Below are 16,832 nucleotides of genomic sequence, written 5' to 3' on the forward strand. Positions count from 1 at the left end.
CATAGGTTTATTTGATGTCATACGCTGCCGTTATCAGTCGCTTTACCCGTCCATTGTCTCAACTGAGCAAGCCTGCAATGGCGGCGCTGTGTATGGCGGTTTTAACCGTGTCTGGCTGTTCTAATCAAAACGATATAAATGCAGATGATAATGAAAACGACGCTGAAAACAGTGCATTAATGCAAGAGCGTTTTCAAGTAGCGACCGATTTAGATATCGAGCAGATGCGCAAAGTAGGTGACGCTTATAGCGAAGAGACCGGTGTGCTGATTGACTGGATACCGATGGATGAGCAGGTATTTACCGTTAAGTTCGATGAAGAACCGCCGCTGGTGTTTGATATTAAAGTGCCAACCGGTAGCGATATGGTCATCATGCGTAGCGCCTACACCTTGGCTAATGCCAAAGCCAGTCATGTATTACAGCCATTAGGCTCTGAGATATTAAACAGCAAAGTGCCTAAGCAATATCAAGATGAAGATGGATTTTGGTATGGGGTTGGCATGTATGGACGTACGTTGGTGTATAACCATAACAAGGTAAACGAGCCAGAATTGATCAACTATGCCAGTGTCGGTGCTAACAAATGGCAAGGCCGCTTGTGTATGACCGATGTATTTAGCCCTGAAAATCAGGCCATTGCTAAAATGATGTGGGGTTATCGAGGCACTAAATTAACGCCTGAGATTGTCAGAAACTGGCAAATCAATATGGGCGCGCCTTCTGACAGTGACAGTCAAGTACTGGCAAAGATAGACCAAGGCCTGTGCGATGTAGGTATCGTCGACTCTGATGTGTTTTGGCAGTATAGCAAGACAAACCCAAATACCGCGGTGCGCCTGATGTGGGCCAACCAAATCAACCGCGGTACTATTACCAATGCCATTAGCATGGGCATGTTGGACTCAGGCGAAGACGTTGGTCAAGCACTAAGATTTATGGAGTGGTTGGTCAGTGATGAAGGTCAGGCGTTATTTGCTTACCATACCAGCAGCTTTCCTATCGCCACTATCGAAGATGAGTCGATTGATAAAGCAGTTATTCGCCCCGAGTGGACTGAGTTTTCTGCCGATGCGACCTTATTGTCTGAGGTGATTGCCAATCATCGCAAAATTGAGCCTGCCGAGCCGCCTGAAGTTAAACCCAAAACTGAAGAAGCTGAGGATGAGGCAGACAGTAAAACTACTCAAGAGACTAAAGCTACCGAGTAGGCGTAGGGCGATTAGTAGATTCAATCGTATATAAGCTCAAATAGTTAAGTAGAAAAATTAGGCTAGAAAAGGTTAAGACAAAACGATTGATGGACTGATTTAAAAGCATTAAATCCTCGTAATGATAAAATTAAGCTCAGGTTTAAAGCGATTATTTGGGTTCGAAATGATAGATTCTAATTGTTATTGATAATTATTACTATTTGTATTACTATACATTTCGTTAGTAAAAGCAATATTTATTGGCCTAATTAACGCATCAATATCGCACCTTAAATGAGTGCAAATTGCATCAGCAATATTATAAAAATACATTTAACCAGATTAGATATCGTAAAGAGGATTGTATGGGTACAGAACAAGCGGCAACATCAATGCTAGGTAAGAGCAAAGTTACCTTATTAGGTGCTGCTATGATGAGTGCACTGGCTTTAGCAGGCTGTAATAGTAGCAATGATAGTGACAAAGTAGCTGATGCTGACAGTCCAGCGACCCGAAACGATTCGGAAGTGGTTACTGTTTATTCTTCACGTAATGAGCAATTAATTCAGCCTTTATTAGATGAATTTACCAAAGAAACCGGTATAGCTGTTGAGCTTGTGACTGATAAAACCGGCCCATTAATGGCACGTTTAGAAGCTGAAAGTACCAATACACCAGCAGATATGCTACTAACGGTTGATGCCGGTAACTTATGGCAAGCGGGCGAGCAAGGCTTGTTGCAGCCGCTTAATTCAGAAGTGATTAACAGCAATGTGCCAGAAAAATACCGCTCAGCAAAAGATCTATGGACGGGTCTATCACTACGTGCGCGTACTATTTTTTATGATCCAAAAAAAGTAAGCCCAGAAGATCTGTCAACTTATGCGGACCTTGCTGATCCAAAATGGAAAGGCAAATTATGTTTACGTACCTCGCAAAAGGTATATAATCAGTCATTGGTTGCCAGTATGATTGAACATTATGGCGAGCCAAAAACTGAAGAAATCGTTAAAGGCTGGGTGGCTAACTTAGCAGCGCCTGTGTTTAGCAGCGATAATAAAATGCTTGAAGCCATTGCTGCCGGTCAGTGTGAAGTGGGTATTGCCAACAGTTACTACTATGGCCGTACCTTAGAAGAAAACCCTGATTTCCCTGTAAAACTATTCTGGGCTAACCAAGGTGAAGGCGCTGAAGCAACCGGTACTCATGTTAACGTATCTGGCGCAGGTATTATCAAAAACGCTGATAACGTTGAAGGCGCACGTAAGCTGATCGAATGGTTGTCTTCTGACACCGCGCAAGGTCAATACGCCAGCAGCGATAAAGAGTTCCCAGTGAAAGAAGGTATTGATGAGTCAGACCTTCTACGTTCATGGGGACCATTCAAACAAGATGACATTAATGTTAGCATCTTTGGTCAACGTCAAGCACAAGCGGTACAATTAATGGATCGTGCAGGTTACGAATAAAACATACTAAGCCAAAATGCGCTAAGCGAACTTTGTCGTCTATCGGCTAGAGTGATTTAATCAGTCTAGCCGATAAGCTTATTATCTAGATGATTTATTACTATGATGACTGTCTCTTGCACTAAATTTGTTTTAAAGTATTGAGATAGTAGTCATTGTTTTAAAACGTTTTTATCAAGACGTATGCATTAAGATGTGGTTATTAAGATGCATGAGCAGACAAAGCAGGTTTAGCATTAGGGGTTTATGAAAGCGAATCAATCCAACAAATCTCTAATAGCGAAATTAGTCCTTGGTCTAATTTCGCTATTTATGTTGATACCCATCATTATTGTCATGCGCTCATGGTTTGAGCCTATGGCTGAGGTATGGTCGCACCTTGCAGACTATGTCTTACCCTCCGTATTAAAAAATAGCGCTTTAATCCTAGTCTTAGTCACCGTAATAGCAGGTAGTCTTGGCACCTATTTGGCGTGGTTAACCAGTATGTATCGCTTTACTGGGCAGAAGTTTTTTGCTTGGGCATTAATGCTGCCATTTGCCATTCCCGCTTATGTACTGGCTTTTGTCAGTGTCGGTATCTTTGATTACAGTGGCATATTGCAAAGTAGCTTAAGAGAGCTGGGGATAAATGGTTCTTTTATTCAGATACGTAACGTCTGGGGCGCCGGTGTTATCTTATCACTGGTGTTCTATCCTTATGTGTATCTATTGGCGAGACAAGCTTTTTTATCGCAAGGGCAACGGGCGCTAGAAGCGGGTCAAATGTTAGGGCTAACTCGGCAACAAGCATTTTTTAAAGTGGCTTTGCCTCAAGCTATGCCGTGGATTGTTGGCGGTTTGCTATTAACCTGGATGGAAACCTTAGCTGATTTTGGTGCCGTATCTGTATTTAACCTAGATACGTTTACAACGGCAATTTATAAAGCTTGGTTTGGCTTTTTTAGTTTAACCACGGCAGCGCAGCTGGCCGCCTTATTAATCGTAGCAGTATTTATTGTGCTGCTGTTTGAGCGTTATTGGCAAAAAAAGCGCAGTTATCTACCCAGTGCAGGCAGCCGCCAACGTCAACAATTATCTGGATTAAAAAATCTGTGGGCATTACTCTTTTGTAGCCTGATTTTTATTTTGGCGTTTGGCATCCCTATGGGTCAGCTGCTAATCTGGGTGATTGATAACTATCATATTGATTTGGATAATCGTTATTGGGGCTTTGTCACCAATACTTTGCTCATTGCCAGTGCAACCGCAGTCACCATTGCGGTATTAGCGTTGTTAATGGCATGGCTGTTGCGCCAATTCCCAAGCCGTAGCAACCAGCTGTTGGTATCTTTGGCTAATCTGGGTTATGCCGTGCCCGGCACAGTATTGGCGGTGGGGGTATTTATCCCAATTGCGTCGATGGACAACGCGTTAATCGCTTTAAATATCACAACCACTCAGGTCATTAGCGGTAGTGTGGTAGTGATGTTATTGGCATTGACCACACGCTTTGTGACAGTTGGCTTTCAGCCCATTGATCGTCAGCTTAATCGATTAACACCCAGTCAGGAGCAGGCGGCGCAGTTATTAACGACCAATCGTTGGCAGCGCTGGCGTCAAGTATATTTACCAGTTATCAGCCCAGGTGTATTAACCGCACTGATCATGGTGTTCGTTGAAGTTACTAAAGAGATGCCCATTACTCTAATGACGCGTCGTCAAGGTTGGGATACACTGGCTGTCAGAGTGTTTGAAATGACCTCTGAGGGTATGTATGAGCGTGCCGCGCTACCCAGTTTGACCATAGTGTTGGTTGGATTGATACCGGTTATCTTATTAATACGTCAGTCAGATAAAAGTTAATTATTTTTATCAGTATTAATTACAGTTAATCAGAGCCATAGTTAATAAGAGCCAGAGCGCTTAATTTTATTTGTGTTTGATTGCCAATATCATTCGTCATTATTTATTTATTAAAATAGCCTAAGCAAAGGTAAGCCAATATGCAGCAGCAACCAGCAGCCACTTCAGCGGATATGACAGCGAGCAAATCACCGTATCTGGTTATCGATCAGATCAGTGTTAGCTTTGATCAAACCCAAGTGGTCAAAGCGCTATCGATGAGTTTAGAGCAGGGTGAGATAGGTTGTTTATTAGGGTTTAGTGGTTGTGGTAAGACTACCGCGCTAAGAGCGATTGCTGGTCTTGAGCAGCCGGTGCAAGGTCGGGTAATCTTAAATAATAAAGTGTTGACTGATATTGAGTCTAACAAGGTCAACGTGCAAGTGATGCCAGCCAAACGTGATATGGGCATGGTGTTTCAAGACTATGCGCTGTTTAGTCATCTGACGGTGAGTGAAAATATTGGCTTTGGCTTACACCGCTGGTCTAAAGCGGATAAAGCAGCCCGCATTAAAGAGATGTTGGCGTTAGTTGAGCTGACTGAACATGCCGATAAGCGTATCAATCAATTGTCTGGCGGTCAGCAGCAACGTATTGCTTTAGCGCGTGCGCTAGCGCCTAAGCCTGAGCTGCTTTTGTTAGATGAGCCATTTTCAAACTTAGATATGATGCTGCGAGAATCACTGGCAGCCAAAGTACGTGATATCTTAAAACAGACCAATACCACGGCTATTTTGGTTACCCATGATCAGCATGAAGCCTTTGCTATTGCTGATAAGATTGGTGTGATGCATAAGGGTAAGTTGGCACAGTGGGCAACACCTGACGAGCTGTATCATGAACCGAACAGTCCGTTCATTGCTGAATTTATTGGTGAAGGTGCGATGATTGATGGGGTGATTGAACAAGGCACCATCAAGACAGCACTGGGTGATATCAAGCGCTATCCTGAGCCGATTCATTCGCATTATCAAGAATACGATTATGAGACTTACTACAATACCGGTGAAGTGTGTGAATACGACTTTGCCAATGGCACTCAGATTAAAGTGCTGATTCGTCCTGATGATATCGTGCACGATGATAGCAGTCCGCAGCAGGCCATTGTAGTCGGGCGCGTGTTTCGAGGTGCTAACTTTTTATACCGATTGCGCTTAGACAATGGGGAAGAGGTGCTGTCGTTAATCTCCAGTCACCATGACCATCCGATTGGCTCATCGATTGGTTTTAGACCCTTGATGGCTCATGTGGTGTTATTCCATGGCGATGACTTGGATGTGACCACTTGGCACCGTATTTAGTTAGTTCAAATATCTAGCTGATTTAAATTTTATTGCTGACGCTGCGCCAATACGTGCAAATAACGCCCCAGCCATTTATAAGGGGTTTGATTTGAGTAGCGTAGCTCCATCTTAATCACTGCTTCAGGATTGGTATGACCGCCACGCTTTAGCGGTGAATAATCATGAAATACGCGTAAGCCACTGACTGAATTAATCTGTAAGCCTTGATCCTCAAGCCAACCTGCCACTTGCTCATAGCTGACAGGGTTGTTTGGAGTCAGGCTTTTTTTATTGTCTGATTTAAACTCTGGGTTATTTAGCAAGTTAAAGTTACCCATAATCAAGTTGCGATAGACAAAACTGGCCGGATTATAAAAACACAGTGATAGTACCCCGTCAGCAGCAAGCCAGCGGGCAAAAAATGGCATGATGTCACTGGGCTGACCCAACCACTCAAGTAGAGCATGGCATAATATTAAGTCATAGCCCTCGTCTGCTGTCTCACCAAGAATTTCTTCAAAATGCTGATACGGACATACCAACCAACTAATTTTATCTAACACGCCACGTTCGCTGGCGTTTTTTTTGGCCTCGACCAACATATTGTGTGAGATGTCATTAATCGTCACCTGATGTCCTTGCTCGGCCAATTCAATTGAAATCTGTGCCAAGCCGGCACCAACATCCAAAATTCTAAGCGGTCTATTGTGTTGCGCAGACAGCTGCTTGACCACATCAGTTAGATCTCGCTTGAGAACAGCCAGACGAATGTCACCTTTTAATCCGCCATATACCTTTTTGACAAAATGCTCAGTAATGGGGTCAAAATTACGGTCTTCAGATACGCTCATAGCAGTCAGGTTTCCAAAAAATACAGATAGGTTTTAATAAAATAATAAAGTTTGTGTCAATAAACACAAAATAATGGCTGTTTTTATAAGAGAGTTTGGGGCGTTTTTTAATTTAAATCTAACAGGCGGCTAATTTTAACCCAGTTTGCATTCAATCGCTGCCGTTTTGTTGTCAATAGTTGTCATCATGGCTTGGATACAGCCCTATAAATGCACCCGTTTGAGGCTAATTTGTGCTAAAATATAACAGTTAATTTTTTGCATGAATTGGTTCAAAAATTGGCTATAAAACTGACAAAATAGTTGAGCAGTCAGTTTAGCAAAAACAATCAATAAAAAACTTTAAAAATAGTTTGCAGAAGGTTCCTAATTTAAGTCGGGGACAACTGCTAACATGGAGATGTATGTATGAGTGATTCGGTCAGTCCTATTGCTATCATCGATGAGATGAAGCAATCCTACCTTGATTATGCGATGAGCGTTATTGTATCTCGAGCGCTACCGGATGTGCGAGACGGGCTGAAACCTGTGCATCGTCGTATCATGTATGCCATGCACCAGTTGTCTAACGACTACAATAAACCTTACAAAAAATCGGCACGTGTGGTTGGTGACGTAATCGGTAAATATCACCCTCATGGTGATACTGCTGTTTATGATGCCATTGTACGTATGGCACAGGACTTTAGCTTGCGCTATCCCATGGTCGACGGTCAAGGTAACTTTGGTTCTATCGACGATGATCCAGCAGCAGCGATGCGTTATACCGAAGTACGTATGACTAAGCTGACTCACAAAATGTTGGCAGATCTGGATAAAGACACGGTTGACTGGGAAGACAACTATGATGGTTCAGAGCGCATGCCAAGTGTGTTGCCAGCACGTATTCCTAATCTACTGGTAAACGGCGCGACTGGTATTGCGGTCGGTATGGCGACCAATATGGCGCCGCACAACTTAACCGAAGTGCTTAATGCCTGCTTGGCGTATGCCGATAATCCGAATATCTCAAGTGAAGAGCTGACCAACTATATCTCTGGTCCTGACTTCCCAACTGGCGGTATTATATATGGCCGTGCGGGTATCGTTGATGCGTATCGCACTGGTAAAGGCCGTCTGCATATCCGTGGTCGTTATCACATTGAACCGATGAGTGAAACTGGCGCCAATCGTGAGCGTGAGCGCATTGTATTTACCGAAATTCCATACCAGGCCAACAAAGCCAAGCTAATCGAGCGTATTGCTGAGCTGGTACGTGATAAGAAAATTGAAGGTATCTCTGAGATTCGTGATGAGTCTGATAAAGACGGCATGCGTATTGCGATTGATTTACGTCGTGGCGAAGTAGCAGAAGTTATTGTTAATAACTTGTTCTTGCAGACACCACTAGAGTCAAGCTTTAGCATCAACATGGTTGCCTTAGACAATGGTCAGCCAAAGCTAATGACATTGCGTCAGTTAATTGCAGCCTTTGTGCGTCACCGTCAAGAAGTTGTGACTCGCCGTACGATTTATGAGCTAAACAAAGCCAAAGCGCGCGGTCACTTATTAGAAGGTCTGACCGTTGCCTTAGCCAACATCGATGACATCATCGCTACCATTAAAGAGTCGGCCAACCGCGGTGAAGCACGTGAAAAACTATTAGCCCAAGTATGGGATTCAGGTACCGTGGTTGCCATGTTGCAAGCGGCAGGTCGTGGTACATTAGCTGCTGGTGACTTGCGCTCAGTACGCCCTGAGTTTATCGAAGGCGAGGACCTGAAAAATCCGTTTGGTCTAATTGATGACGGTAACAACTACCGTTTATCACTTGAACAGGTTAACGCGATTTTAGAGATGCAACTGCATCGTTTAACCGGCCTTGAGCAAGACAAACTAACCGAAGAATACCAAGACATCTTACGTCAAATTGCTGAACTTGAATCTATCTTAGCGGACTTTGATAAGCTGATGATGGTTATTAAAAATGAAATGCAAGAAATCTTAGATGAATTTGGTGATGAGCGTCGCACTGACATCGTTGACTCACGTAGCGACTTTAGCCGTGAAGACTTAATTCCAGAACAGACAGTGGTATTAACGGTATCACGTACGGGTTATGCTAAGACCCAGCCAATCGGTGACTATGTCGCCCAAAACCGTGGTGGCCGTGGTAAGTCAGCAGCAGCGATGAAAGAAGATGATGTGATTGATCATCTGGTTGTGACCTCGACTCATGCGACGGTGCTTTGCTTTACCGATAATGGGCGTGTGTTTAGCTTACGTGGCTTTGAAGTGCCAATTGCCAGCCGTGGCGCGCGTGGCCGTCCGCTAGTTAATATTATTGGCTTAGACCCAGATGAGATTGTCACTACTATTTTACCGATTCCAAAAGCGGTCGAAGAAGCACCACATGACGCTGATGAAGCTGCTGCCATTGCAGATGCTGATGTTGTGGACGATGATGCAGAAGAAAACGACAATACCGTAACGGGACCATTTGTATTCTTTGCGACTGCTAATGGTACGGTTAAGCGCGTGAAGCTGTCTCAGTTTGCTAACATTCGCTCGAATGGTTTGATTGCGATTGGCCTAGAAGAAGATGACAAGCTTGTTTCTGCACGCATTACCAATGGCGAGCAGCAAGTGATGCTATTTGCCTCAAGTGGTAAAGCCATTCGTTTTGACGAGAATGATGCACGTGTGATGGGCCGTACTGCTAAAGGTGTTCGCGGTATGCGTATCGCCAAAGATGAATCTATTAAGTCATTGGTGGTTATTGAAGATGACGTGAAAGAGATTCTGATTGCTTGTGAGAATGGTTATGGTAAGCGTACGCCAGCTGAAGAGTTTAACGCGCAAAACCGTGGTGGCGGTGGTGTTATCGCTATCAAGACCAGTGAGCGTAATGGTGCTTTAGTGCGTGCGACCAAGGTACATCCTGAAGATGACATCATCTTAATCTCGAACAAAGGAACGCTAGTGCGTACGCCAGTGGCTCAAGTAGCAACGTCAGGACGTAACACTCAAGGGGTAACCTTAATTCGCTTAGCCAATGATGAAGTGTTGGTTGGTATGGCGCGTGTTGAGGAGAGCACCGAAGAAGAGGAGCTACTTGAAGGTATGCTAGATTCTACAGATGCGCCTTCTGACGCAGATGAAGCTAATAAACTGGCTGACGATGTCGAGACTGATAGCGATACCGATATTGACGATACTGATGCAGATAACATCAATGACGCAAGTGATGACTAATGTTAACCTTAAAGTAGGGTGTTACGCTTAATACTGATTAAGGTAACAAAACTTATCTTTGTTGTTGATTAGTTTGCCTTTAAAATGCCGATGGAATAGACTTCTGTCGGTATTTTTTTTAGAGTTAAATTTTTACAGTGGTTTTATAAAGTCAGTAATTTTCTAAAGCTCGTGATTCGTGAAATGTTTCATTAGAGTCAGCTGAACCACTAAGTCCGAATAATCTTCTAACCATAACAGTTGCAAGATGAGTGTCAGGCTACGTCGGGCTACATAGTCAAACAACTCTAAACCAAATATTAGGCTATACTTCTTAAGATTTTATAATTTTTATAATAATGCATAACAAGTAATGAATAATTAAGGGGCAGATATGTCAAATTTACATTTACATCATTTAGAGAACTCACGTTCATTCCGTATTTTATGGCTACTTGAAGAGTTGGAATTGGATTATCAGCTAACCAGTTATCAAAGAACCAAGTCTTTTTTAGCGCCAAAAAGCCTAGAGAAGGTTCATCCTTCTGGTAAAGCACCTATACTAGAAGTGAAAGGTATTGATTCAGACAAGCCAGAAGAAACCACGGCTTTGATTGAGTCAGGTTTTATCATTGATTACTTGATGGCAAAATATGACCCTGAGTTTAAGCTGCATCCGAAGCTAGATGCAGACAGCCAAGATTGGCGTGATTACGACTTTTGGATGCATTACGCCGAAGCATCAGCTATGCCAGCCTTGGTAATGCGTTTGGTGTTTACGAAGATTGTAGAGCGTTCACCTGCCTTAATACGTCCGATTGCAAAAGGTATTCGTAAGCAAGTTGAAGCATCAATGATTACCAAAAATATCAACAAGACCCTTGATTTGATCGAAGCTGAGTTGACCGAAGATAAATGGTTCGCCGGTGCTGAGTTCAGTGCGGCAGATATTCAAATGGCCTTTTTCGTGGAAGCGGCTAATGCCGGCCGCAGCTTAGATACGGTACGCTACAACAGTATTGTCAATTGGTTAAAGCGTTGTAAAGCAAGACCTGCCTATCAAGCAGCAGTAGCGAAAGGGGGTAAGCTTGAGTTCTAACCAGTCCCAAAAATCTGCAACTCAACATCAGCAACAGCCAGGAGGTAACATTCATCCTGAAAAACCAGAGATTCTACGCAATGTTAAAATGAAGTTGTTTGTTTTTTTATTGTGTGTAATCAGCTTTTTTGCTGGCTGGCAGGCAAGCCGCTCTTATTTGGTTAAAGAGTGTCAGCTAGCTGGAGCGCAAGTAACGGTTGAAGATAAATTGATATTGTGTCAGATGCCTTAACAGCTGCAGACAACTTTAGATATAAACAAAACCTGTGATTGGTATTGCCGATCACAGGTTTTTTGTTTTTAGCTAAAGCTATTTAATCCAAGCATTTAAGCTCACTTAGCATCATATTATTTACTCTAAATACTTGATTTTAAATGTTAATTAAATCTAGTCTATTGAAATTTAAACTAAGGGTATCCATTATATGAACAGCGATTACTGTTTAGTCATAGTTATAGTTTGACATTTACAATAATTTATAAAATTAGCTCGACATAGACTTGAAAAAACATGACACAGTCTGCATATATGTAACAGAGTAAAGCAGTAAACAGTGCTACTTTAACAGGGTTAAAACCTAATTAAAAATAACCACACCGTTTAATGCTGAATAAATTAAAGATAATACAAATTAAAACGATAAGGATTCTTAGATGAGATTTGAGAAATTTACCCAAAAGCTACAAGCAGCTTTGCAACAGGCTCAAAGCATAGCGCTTGGCAGAGACCATACCAGCATTGCGCCGGTACATATTATGGCCGCACTATTAGAAGATGAGTCTAACTTATCTGTGTGTCAGCAAGCGGGCGCTAGTGTGCCTGCATTAAAAAATGGTGTTGCCAAAGCGTTAGACAATCAAGCAACCATTGCGACACCTACTGGAGAAGTGAACCTAAATCCAGAGTCAGTTAAAGTGCTAAATTTAGCCGATCGTCAGGCACAAAAAGCTGGTGATGACTATATTGCGACCGAGTGGGTGCTGCAAATATTAGCAGAGCAGGGCGAGACCAAAAAAATATTTGAGCAAGCGGGTGTCACTGCGGCTAAGTTAAAAGCAGTGATTGAGCAACTTCGTGGAGAACAAACCGTGGACAGTCAAAATGCTGAAGACCAACGTGATGCATTGAACAAATACACCATAAACCTAACCGAACGTGCAGAGTCAGGTAAGCTTGACCCGGTGATTGGTCGTGACGAAGAGATTCGTCGTACCATTCAAGTATTGTCACGTCGTACCAAAAATAACCCAGTACTTATCGGTGAGCCAGGGGTTGGTAAAACTGCCATCGTTGAAGGCTTAGCGCAAAAGATTGTTAATGGCGATGTGCCAGAAGGTCTACGTAGCAAAGAAGTATTGTCACTGGATTTAGGCGCACTCATTGCCGGTGCCAAATATCGTGGTGAGTTTGAAGAGCGTCTGAAAAGCGTGCTCAACGAGCTGTCACAGCAAGAAGGTAATGTCATCTTATTCATTGACGAATTACATACCATGGTTGGTGCCGGTAAGTCAGACGGCGCAATGGATGCGGGTAACATGTTAAAGCCTGCATTGGCACGCGGTGAGCTGCACTGTGTGGGTGCAACTACTTTAGATGAATACCGTCAGTATATTGAAAAAGATGCTGCCCTTGAGCGCCGCTTCCAAAAAGTATTGGTTGATGAGCCAAGCGTTGAAGATACCATTGCCATCTTGCGTGGTTTAAAAGAGCGTTATGAGCTACACCATGGTGTCGATATTCAAGACAGCGCTATTATTGCTGCTGCGCGTATGAGTCATCGCTATATCACCGATCGTAAATTGCCAGATAAGGCAATCGACTTGGTCGATGAAGCTGCGAGCCGCTTACGTATGGAAATGGACAGCAAGCCTGAAGCATTAGGCAAGCTAGACAGTCGTTTGATTCAGCTAAAAATGCAGCGCGAAGTGCTCAAAAATGAAGAAGATGCTGGTGCACAAGCTGAGCGTCAGATTCTAGATGAACAAATTGAAGAGCTTGAAAAAGAATATGCCGATCTTAACGAAATCTGGCAAGCTGAGAAAGCCTTGGTTAAAGGCAGTCAACAGTTAAAAGACGAGTTGGATAAAGCGCGTATTGCTTATGACAAAGCCAGCCGTGAAGGTGATTACGAAACCATGAGTAAGCTGCAGTATGAAACCATACCTCAGCTTGAAAAACGTATCACTGAATCCGACTTGGCAGAGCAAAAAGAACAAACCGGAGAAGGCGAAGGCATTAAGTTGTTACGTAACAAAGTGACGGACAATGAAATTGCTGAAGTGGTTGCTGCAGCGACTGGTATTCCGGTAAGCCGTATGCTACAAGGCGAACGTGAGAAAATGCTTGAAATGGAAAGCCACTTGCATCAGCGTGTGGTTGGTCAGGATGAAGCAGTGCAGTCGGTTGCTAACGCGGTTCGCCGTAGTCGCGCCGGTCTGTCAGATCCAAACCGTCCATCAGGCTCGTTCCTATTCTTAGGTCCAACCGGTGTCGGTAAAACTGAGTTGACCAAAGCGCTTGCCAGCTTCTTGTTCGATACAGAAGATGCCATGGTGCGTATCGACATGAGTGAGTTCATGGAGAAGCACAGTGTCAGCCGCTTGGTTGGTGCGCCTCCAGGTTATGTCGGTTATGAAGAGGGCGGTGTGCTAACTGAAGCGGTACGCCGTAAGCCATACAGCGTTATCTTGTTTGATGAGGTCGAAAAAGCACATCCAGATGTGTTTAACATTCTGCTTCAAGTATTGGATGATGGCCGCTTAACTGACTCACAAGGTCGTGTGGTTGATTTCAAAAACACGGTTATCATTATGACCAGTAACTTGGGTTCGCATAAAATCCAAGAGATGGCCGGTGATGACTATGAAGAAATCAAAGCTTCTGTTATGGAATCAGTTGGCCAGCACTTCCGCCCAGAGTTTGTCAACCGTATTGATGAGATTGTGGTATTCCATCCATTGGGTATGGCACAAATGGCGGGCATTGCAGACATTCAGCTTGATCGCTTACGTGACCGCTTAAAAGAGCGCGAAATGGACATCAAGTTAACGCCAGATGCGATGCATATGTTAGTCGCCGTGGGTTACGATCCTGTATATGGCGCGCGTCCTTTGAAACGTGCTATTCAGCAGCAGATTGAAAACCCATTGTCATTGAAGCTATTATCGGCAGAGTTTATTGCTGGTGATACCATCAAAGTCGATGTTGATGAAGAAGATAACCTAGTCTTCACCAAAGAATAATCTGTCAACATTGATTATTGTTAATAGGTAATTAATCAAAAAAGACCCTCTATATTACATAGAGGGTCTTTTTTTGTACCTAATTTTAAAGCTGCTTGTTTTCATAATATCTTAAAGTCGTTTGTTTTAAATAGACTTTATAGTGAATTCATATGGCATACATATATGATGGTCATCGCACTATTTAATAAACCGCTAATAACAAAGTCTATTTTAAATTTGCATTAAACTGACCTAAAAGCGATAATTGTTGCTGTTATGTTACCCATTATAGAGTCTAGTGTTAATTTATTAAGGGTGACCTGTGTATAAAATTGCTAATTAGTAATTGCATTGTTAAGGTAACTTCTTTTTTATCAAGGTAAGAGGAATGAGTGATTTAAAAATTGGGCGTTTAGGACCCTTTCCACGGGTTAATCGGCCTGTATTTATCGCCTCAGTGATATTAATTGTTGGTTTTATTATCTTTGGTGCTTTGTTCCAAGATATGGCAAATGAAGTATTTACTTCATTACAAAGCTTTATTACCCAAAGATTTGGCTGGCTGTTCATTGTGGTGATGAATGCTGCTGTATTTATTTGTTTGTATTTAATATTCAGTCGCTATGGAGATATTCGGTTAGGGCATCAGACCGAAGCACCTCAATACAGTCTTATGTCTTGGATTGGCATGTTGTTCTCTGCAGGTATCGGTATCGGTATTATGTATTGGGGTACAGCTGAGCCAGTGTTTCACTTTATGGCACCACCATTAGGTGAAAAAGAGACGGTTGAAGCGGCCAAACAGGCAATGAATATATCGTTCTTGCATTATGGTATTCACGTTTGGGCAATTTATGCTTTTGTGGCGTTATCTTTGGCCTATTTCCACTTCCGCCGTGGCTTACCACTTGCCATTCGCTCTGCTTTATATCCTATATTAGGTAAACGCATTAATGGCGGCTGGGGTCACACCGTAGACGTACTTGCCGTATTCGGTACTATGTTTGGTGTGGTAACCACCCTCGGTTTGGGTGTGTTACAGATTAACTCTGGCTTAAGCGGTTTATTTGGACTGCCTAATAATATTACGGTTCAAATTATATTGATTGCGTTTATTACCTTACTGGCCTGTGGCTCATTAATGATGGGTCTGGATAAAGGGATTAAGCGTCTAAGTGATTTAAACATCTTCTTAACGTTTGTACTATTGGGTTTTGCATTCATCCTAGGTCCAACTCAGTATATTATGGATAGTTTTGTCGAAAATATCGGTAACTATACCCAAAACATCATCGAGTTAGCGTTCTGGAATGAAGCCTATAGTAAGACCGATTGGCAGTCAGCTTGGACTATTTTCTACTGGGCTTGGTGGGTAAGTTGGTCACCATTTGTGGGCGTATTTATTGCTCGTATTAGTCGTGGTCGTACCATTCGCGAATTCTTATTAGGTGTATTATTTGTGCCTATGGCTATCTTGTTCTTCTGGTTCACAACCTTTGGTGGCGTTGCTGTCAATATGGAATTAGAAGGGGCGTTAAAAGGCATTAGCCCAGGCTTTATTGAAGTGGTACAAAATGATTATGGTAACGCTATCTTTAAACTAATGGAATTTTATCCATTGGCTAAAGCGACCACCATGCTAATCATCGTTATGATCGTATTGTGGTTTGTGACCTCATCAGACTCAGCAAGTTTCGTTATCGATATGTTGACTTCTGGCGGTGATACCAACCCTCCTAAGACTCAACGTCTATTCTGGGCTGTGACTCAAGGGTTGGTAGCTGCGATTTTGTTAGCAGCAGGTGGTCTAGGTGCATTACAGGCTGCGGCTATTGTGGCAGGTTTCCCATTTGCTATCGTAATTGTGGTAATGATGTACTCATTGATGCGAGGTCTTAGCCGAGATCGACTCATCTTATATCGTGCGCAGCAGTGGTTTATTACCGAAGAATCTGCTGAGCACAACACAGCCGATGAGTTTGTTGATGAAGAGTTGTTGAAGGGTCCACCAAAAATTGCCTCAGGTGATTAATGGTGTCGATCGCTTAGCATAATAATTTTACTGTTTTTATTTTAAAATAAGCAAAGGCCAACTTTTAGGAGTTGGCCTTTTTTAGGTTTACTGATTAGTTAATTAATTAGGCTGATTGGCATTAGCGTGTACGATCTTCAGCACCACATTCACTCGCGGTATAGCTAATGGCTGTCGGAGTTGTGCAGGCCGTACAAGCATTACCCGCTGTCTTATAACTAATTTGCCCATCTGCTGATTTATGCTTTACGCACACTGGGTCGTAATGCATAGTACACATCACTTGTGCTTTATCAGCGGTAAAGGGTCCGCATTGTGAGGCAGAGCTATTATCAAAGGGTTGATTGTTATCAGTAACTGGTGCTGGCTTAGTGGGTTTTTGTGCTTCTTCTGATGTCGTACAGCCTGTTAATAGCATGCCTATTACTAGCGGTATGCCAAATAGTGCTGACCCTAGTACAGACGATGTGCTTACTTGGGTTTTTTGATTATTTGTTTTGATAAATCCTTTCATAAGTGACCTCATCCTTTCTGAGTAAGTAGCTGGATTTAATCATCATACTAAAAAAACAGCCCACCGAAA

11 protein-coding genes are annotated in these 16,832 nt (G+C 42.8%); 9 read left to right on the forward strand and 2 right to left on the reverse strand.

All coding sequences use genetic code 11. The features are described 5' to 3' along the window. Positions 1-14: 14 nt before the first annotated feature. The 4 genes from A6J60_RS12655 (at position 15) to A6J60_RS12670 (ending at position 5,847) form a co-directional block, all read left to right on the forward strand. Complete coding sequence (locus A6J60_RS12655) at positions 15-1,211, forward strand: substrate-binding domain-containing protein (protein ID WP_227526150.1); 1,197 nt, start codon at positions 15-17, stop codon at positions 1,209-1,211. Positions 1,212-1,558: 347 nt separating this feature from the next. Beyond that, positions 1,559-2,662, forward strand: a complete 1,104-nt coding sequence (locus A6J60_RS12660) for an extracellular solute-binding protein (protein ID WP_096066293.1) — start codon at positions 1,559-1,561, stop codon at positions 2,660-2,662. 246 nt (positions 2,663-2,908) lie between these two features. Beyond that, positions 2,909-4,507, forward strand: coding sequence for an ABC transporter permease (locus A6J60_RS12665; protein WP_096066294.1), 1,599 nt, complete (start codon positions 2,909-2,911; stop codon positions 4,505-4,507). A gap of 140 nt (positions 4,508-4,647) precedes the next feature. Then, positions 4,648-5,847 carry an ABC transporter ATP-binding protein gene (locus A6J60_RS12670; RefSeq protein ID WP_096066295.1) on the forward strand — a complete coding sequence of 400 codons (1,200 nt, stop codon included), beginning with the start codon at positions 4,648-4,650 and terminating at the stop codon, positions 5,845-5,847. A gap of 29 nt (positions 5,848-5,876) precedes the next feature. Here the strand turns inward: A6J60_RS12670 and A6J60_RS12675 are convergent, their stop codons facing one another. Continuing rightward, complete coding sequence (locus A6J60_RS12675; protein ID WP_096066296.1) at positions 5,877-6,680, reverse strand: methyltransferase domain-containing protein; 804 nt, start codon at positions 6,678-6,680, stop codon at positions 5,877-5,879. A gap of 408 nt (positions 6,681-7,088) precedes the next feature. Here A6J60_RS12675 and gyrA point away from each other — a divergent pair, with 408 nt between their 5' ends. The 5 genes from gyrA (at position 7,089) to A6J60_RS12700 (ending at position 16,249) form a co-directional block, all read left to right on the forward strand. Continuing rightward, a complete protein-coding gene (gene gyrA, locus A6J60_RS12680) occupies positions 7,089-9,914 on the forward strand; it encodes a DNA gyrase subunit A (RefSeq protein WP_096066297.1) in 2,826 nt (941 codons plus the stop codon). 373 nt (positions 9,915-10,287) lie between these two features. Further along, a complete protein-coding gene (locus A6J60_RS12685) occupies positions 10,288-10,992 on the forward strand; it encodes a glutathione binding-like protein (RefSeq protein ID WP_096066298.1) in 705 nt (234 codons plus the stop codon). Then, on the forward strand, positions 10,982-11,224 hold the full coding sequence (locus A6J60_RS12690; RefSeq protein WP_227526151.1) for a hypothetical protein: 243 nt from the start codon (positions 10,982-10,984) through the stop codon (positions 11,222-11,224). Before A6J60_RS12685 ends, A6J60_RS12690 begins: the two co-directional genes overlap by 11 nt. Positions 11,225-11,646: 422 nt before the next feature. Next, positions 11,647-14,235 (forward strand): ATP-dependent chaperone ClpB, encoded by a 2,589-nt coding sequence (clpB, locus tag A6J60_RS12695; protein ID WP_096066299.1) that lies wholly within the window; start codon positions 11,647-11,649, stop codon positions 14,233-14,235. Positions 14,236-14,605: 370 nt separating this feature from the next. Continuing rightward, positions 14,606-16,249, forward strand: coding sequence for a BCCT family transporter (locus tag A6J60_RS12700; protein ID WP_096066300.1), 1,644 nt, complete (start codon positions 14,606-14,608; stop codon positions 16,247-16,249). 121 nt (positions 16,250-16,370) lie between these two features. Here A6J60_RS12700 and A6J60_RS12705 read toward each other — a convergent pair whose 3' ends face one another. Then, positions 16,371-16,763: a hypothetical protein gene (locus A6J60_RS12705; protein WP_096066301.1), complete on the reverse strand. Its 393-nt coding sequence runs from the start codon at positions 16,761-16,763 to the stop codon at positions 16,371-16,373. Between the last annotated feature and the right edge of the window lie 69 nt (positions 16,764-16,832).

Source organism: Psychrobacter sp. FDAARGOS_221, assembly GCF_002313155.2.
Lineage (GTDB): Bacteria > Pseudomonadota > Gammaproteobacteria > Pseudomonadales > Moraxellaceae > Psychrobacter.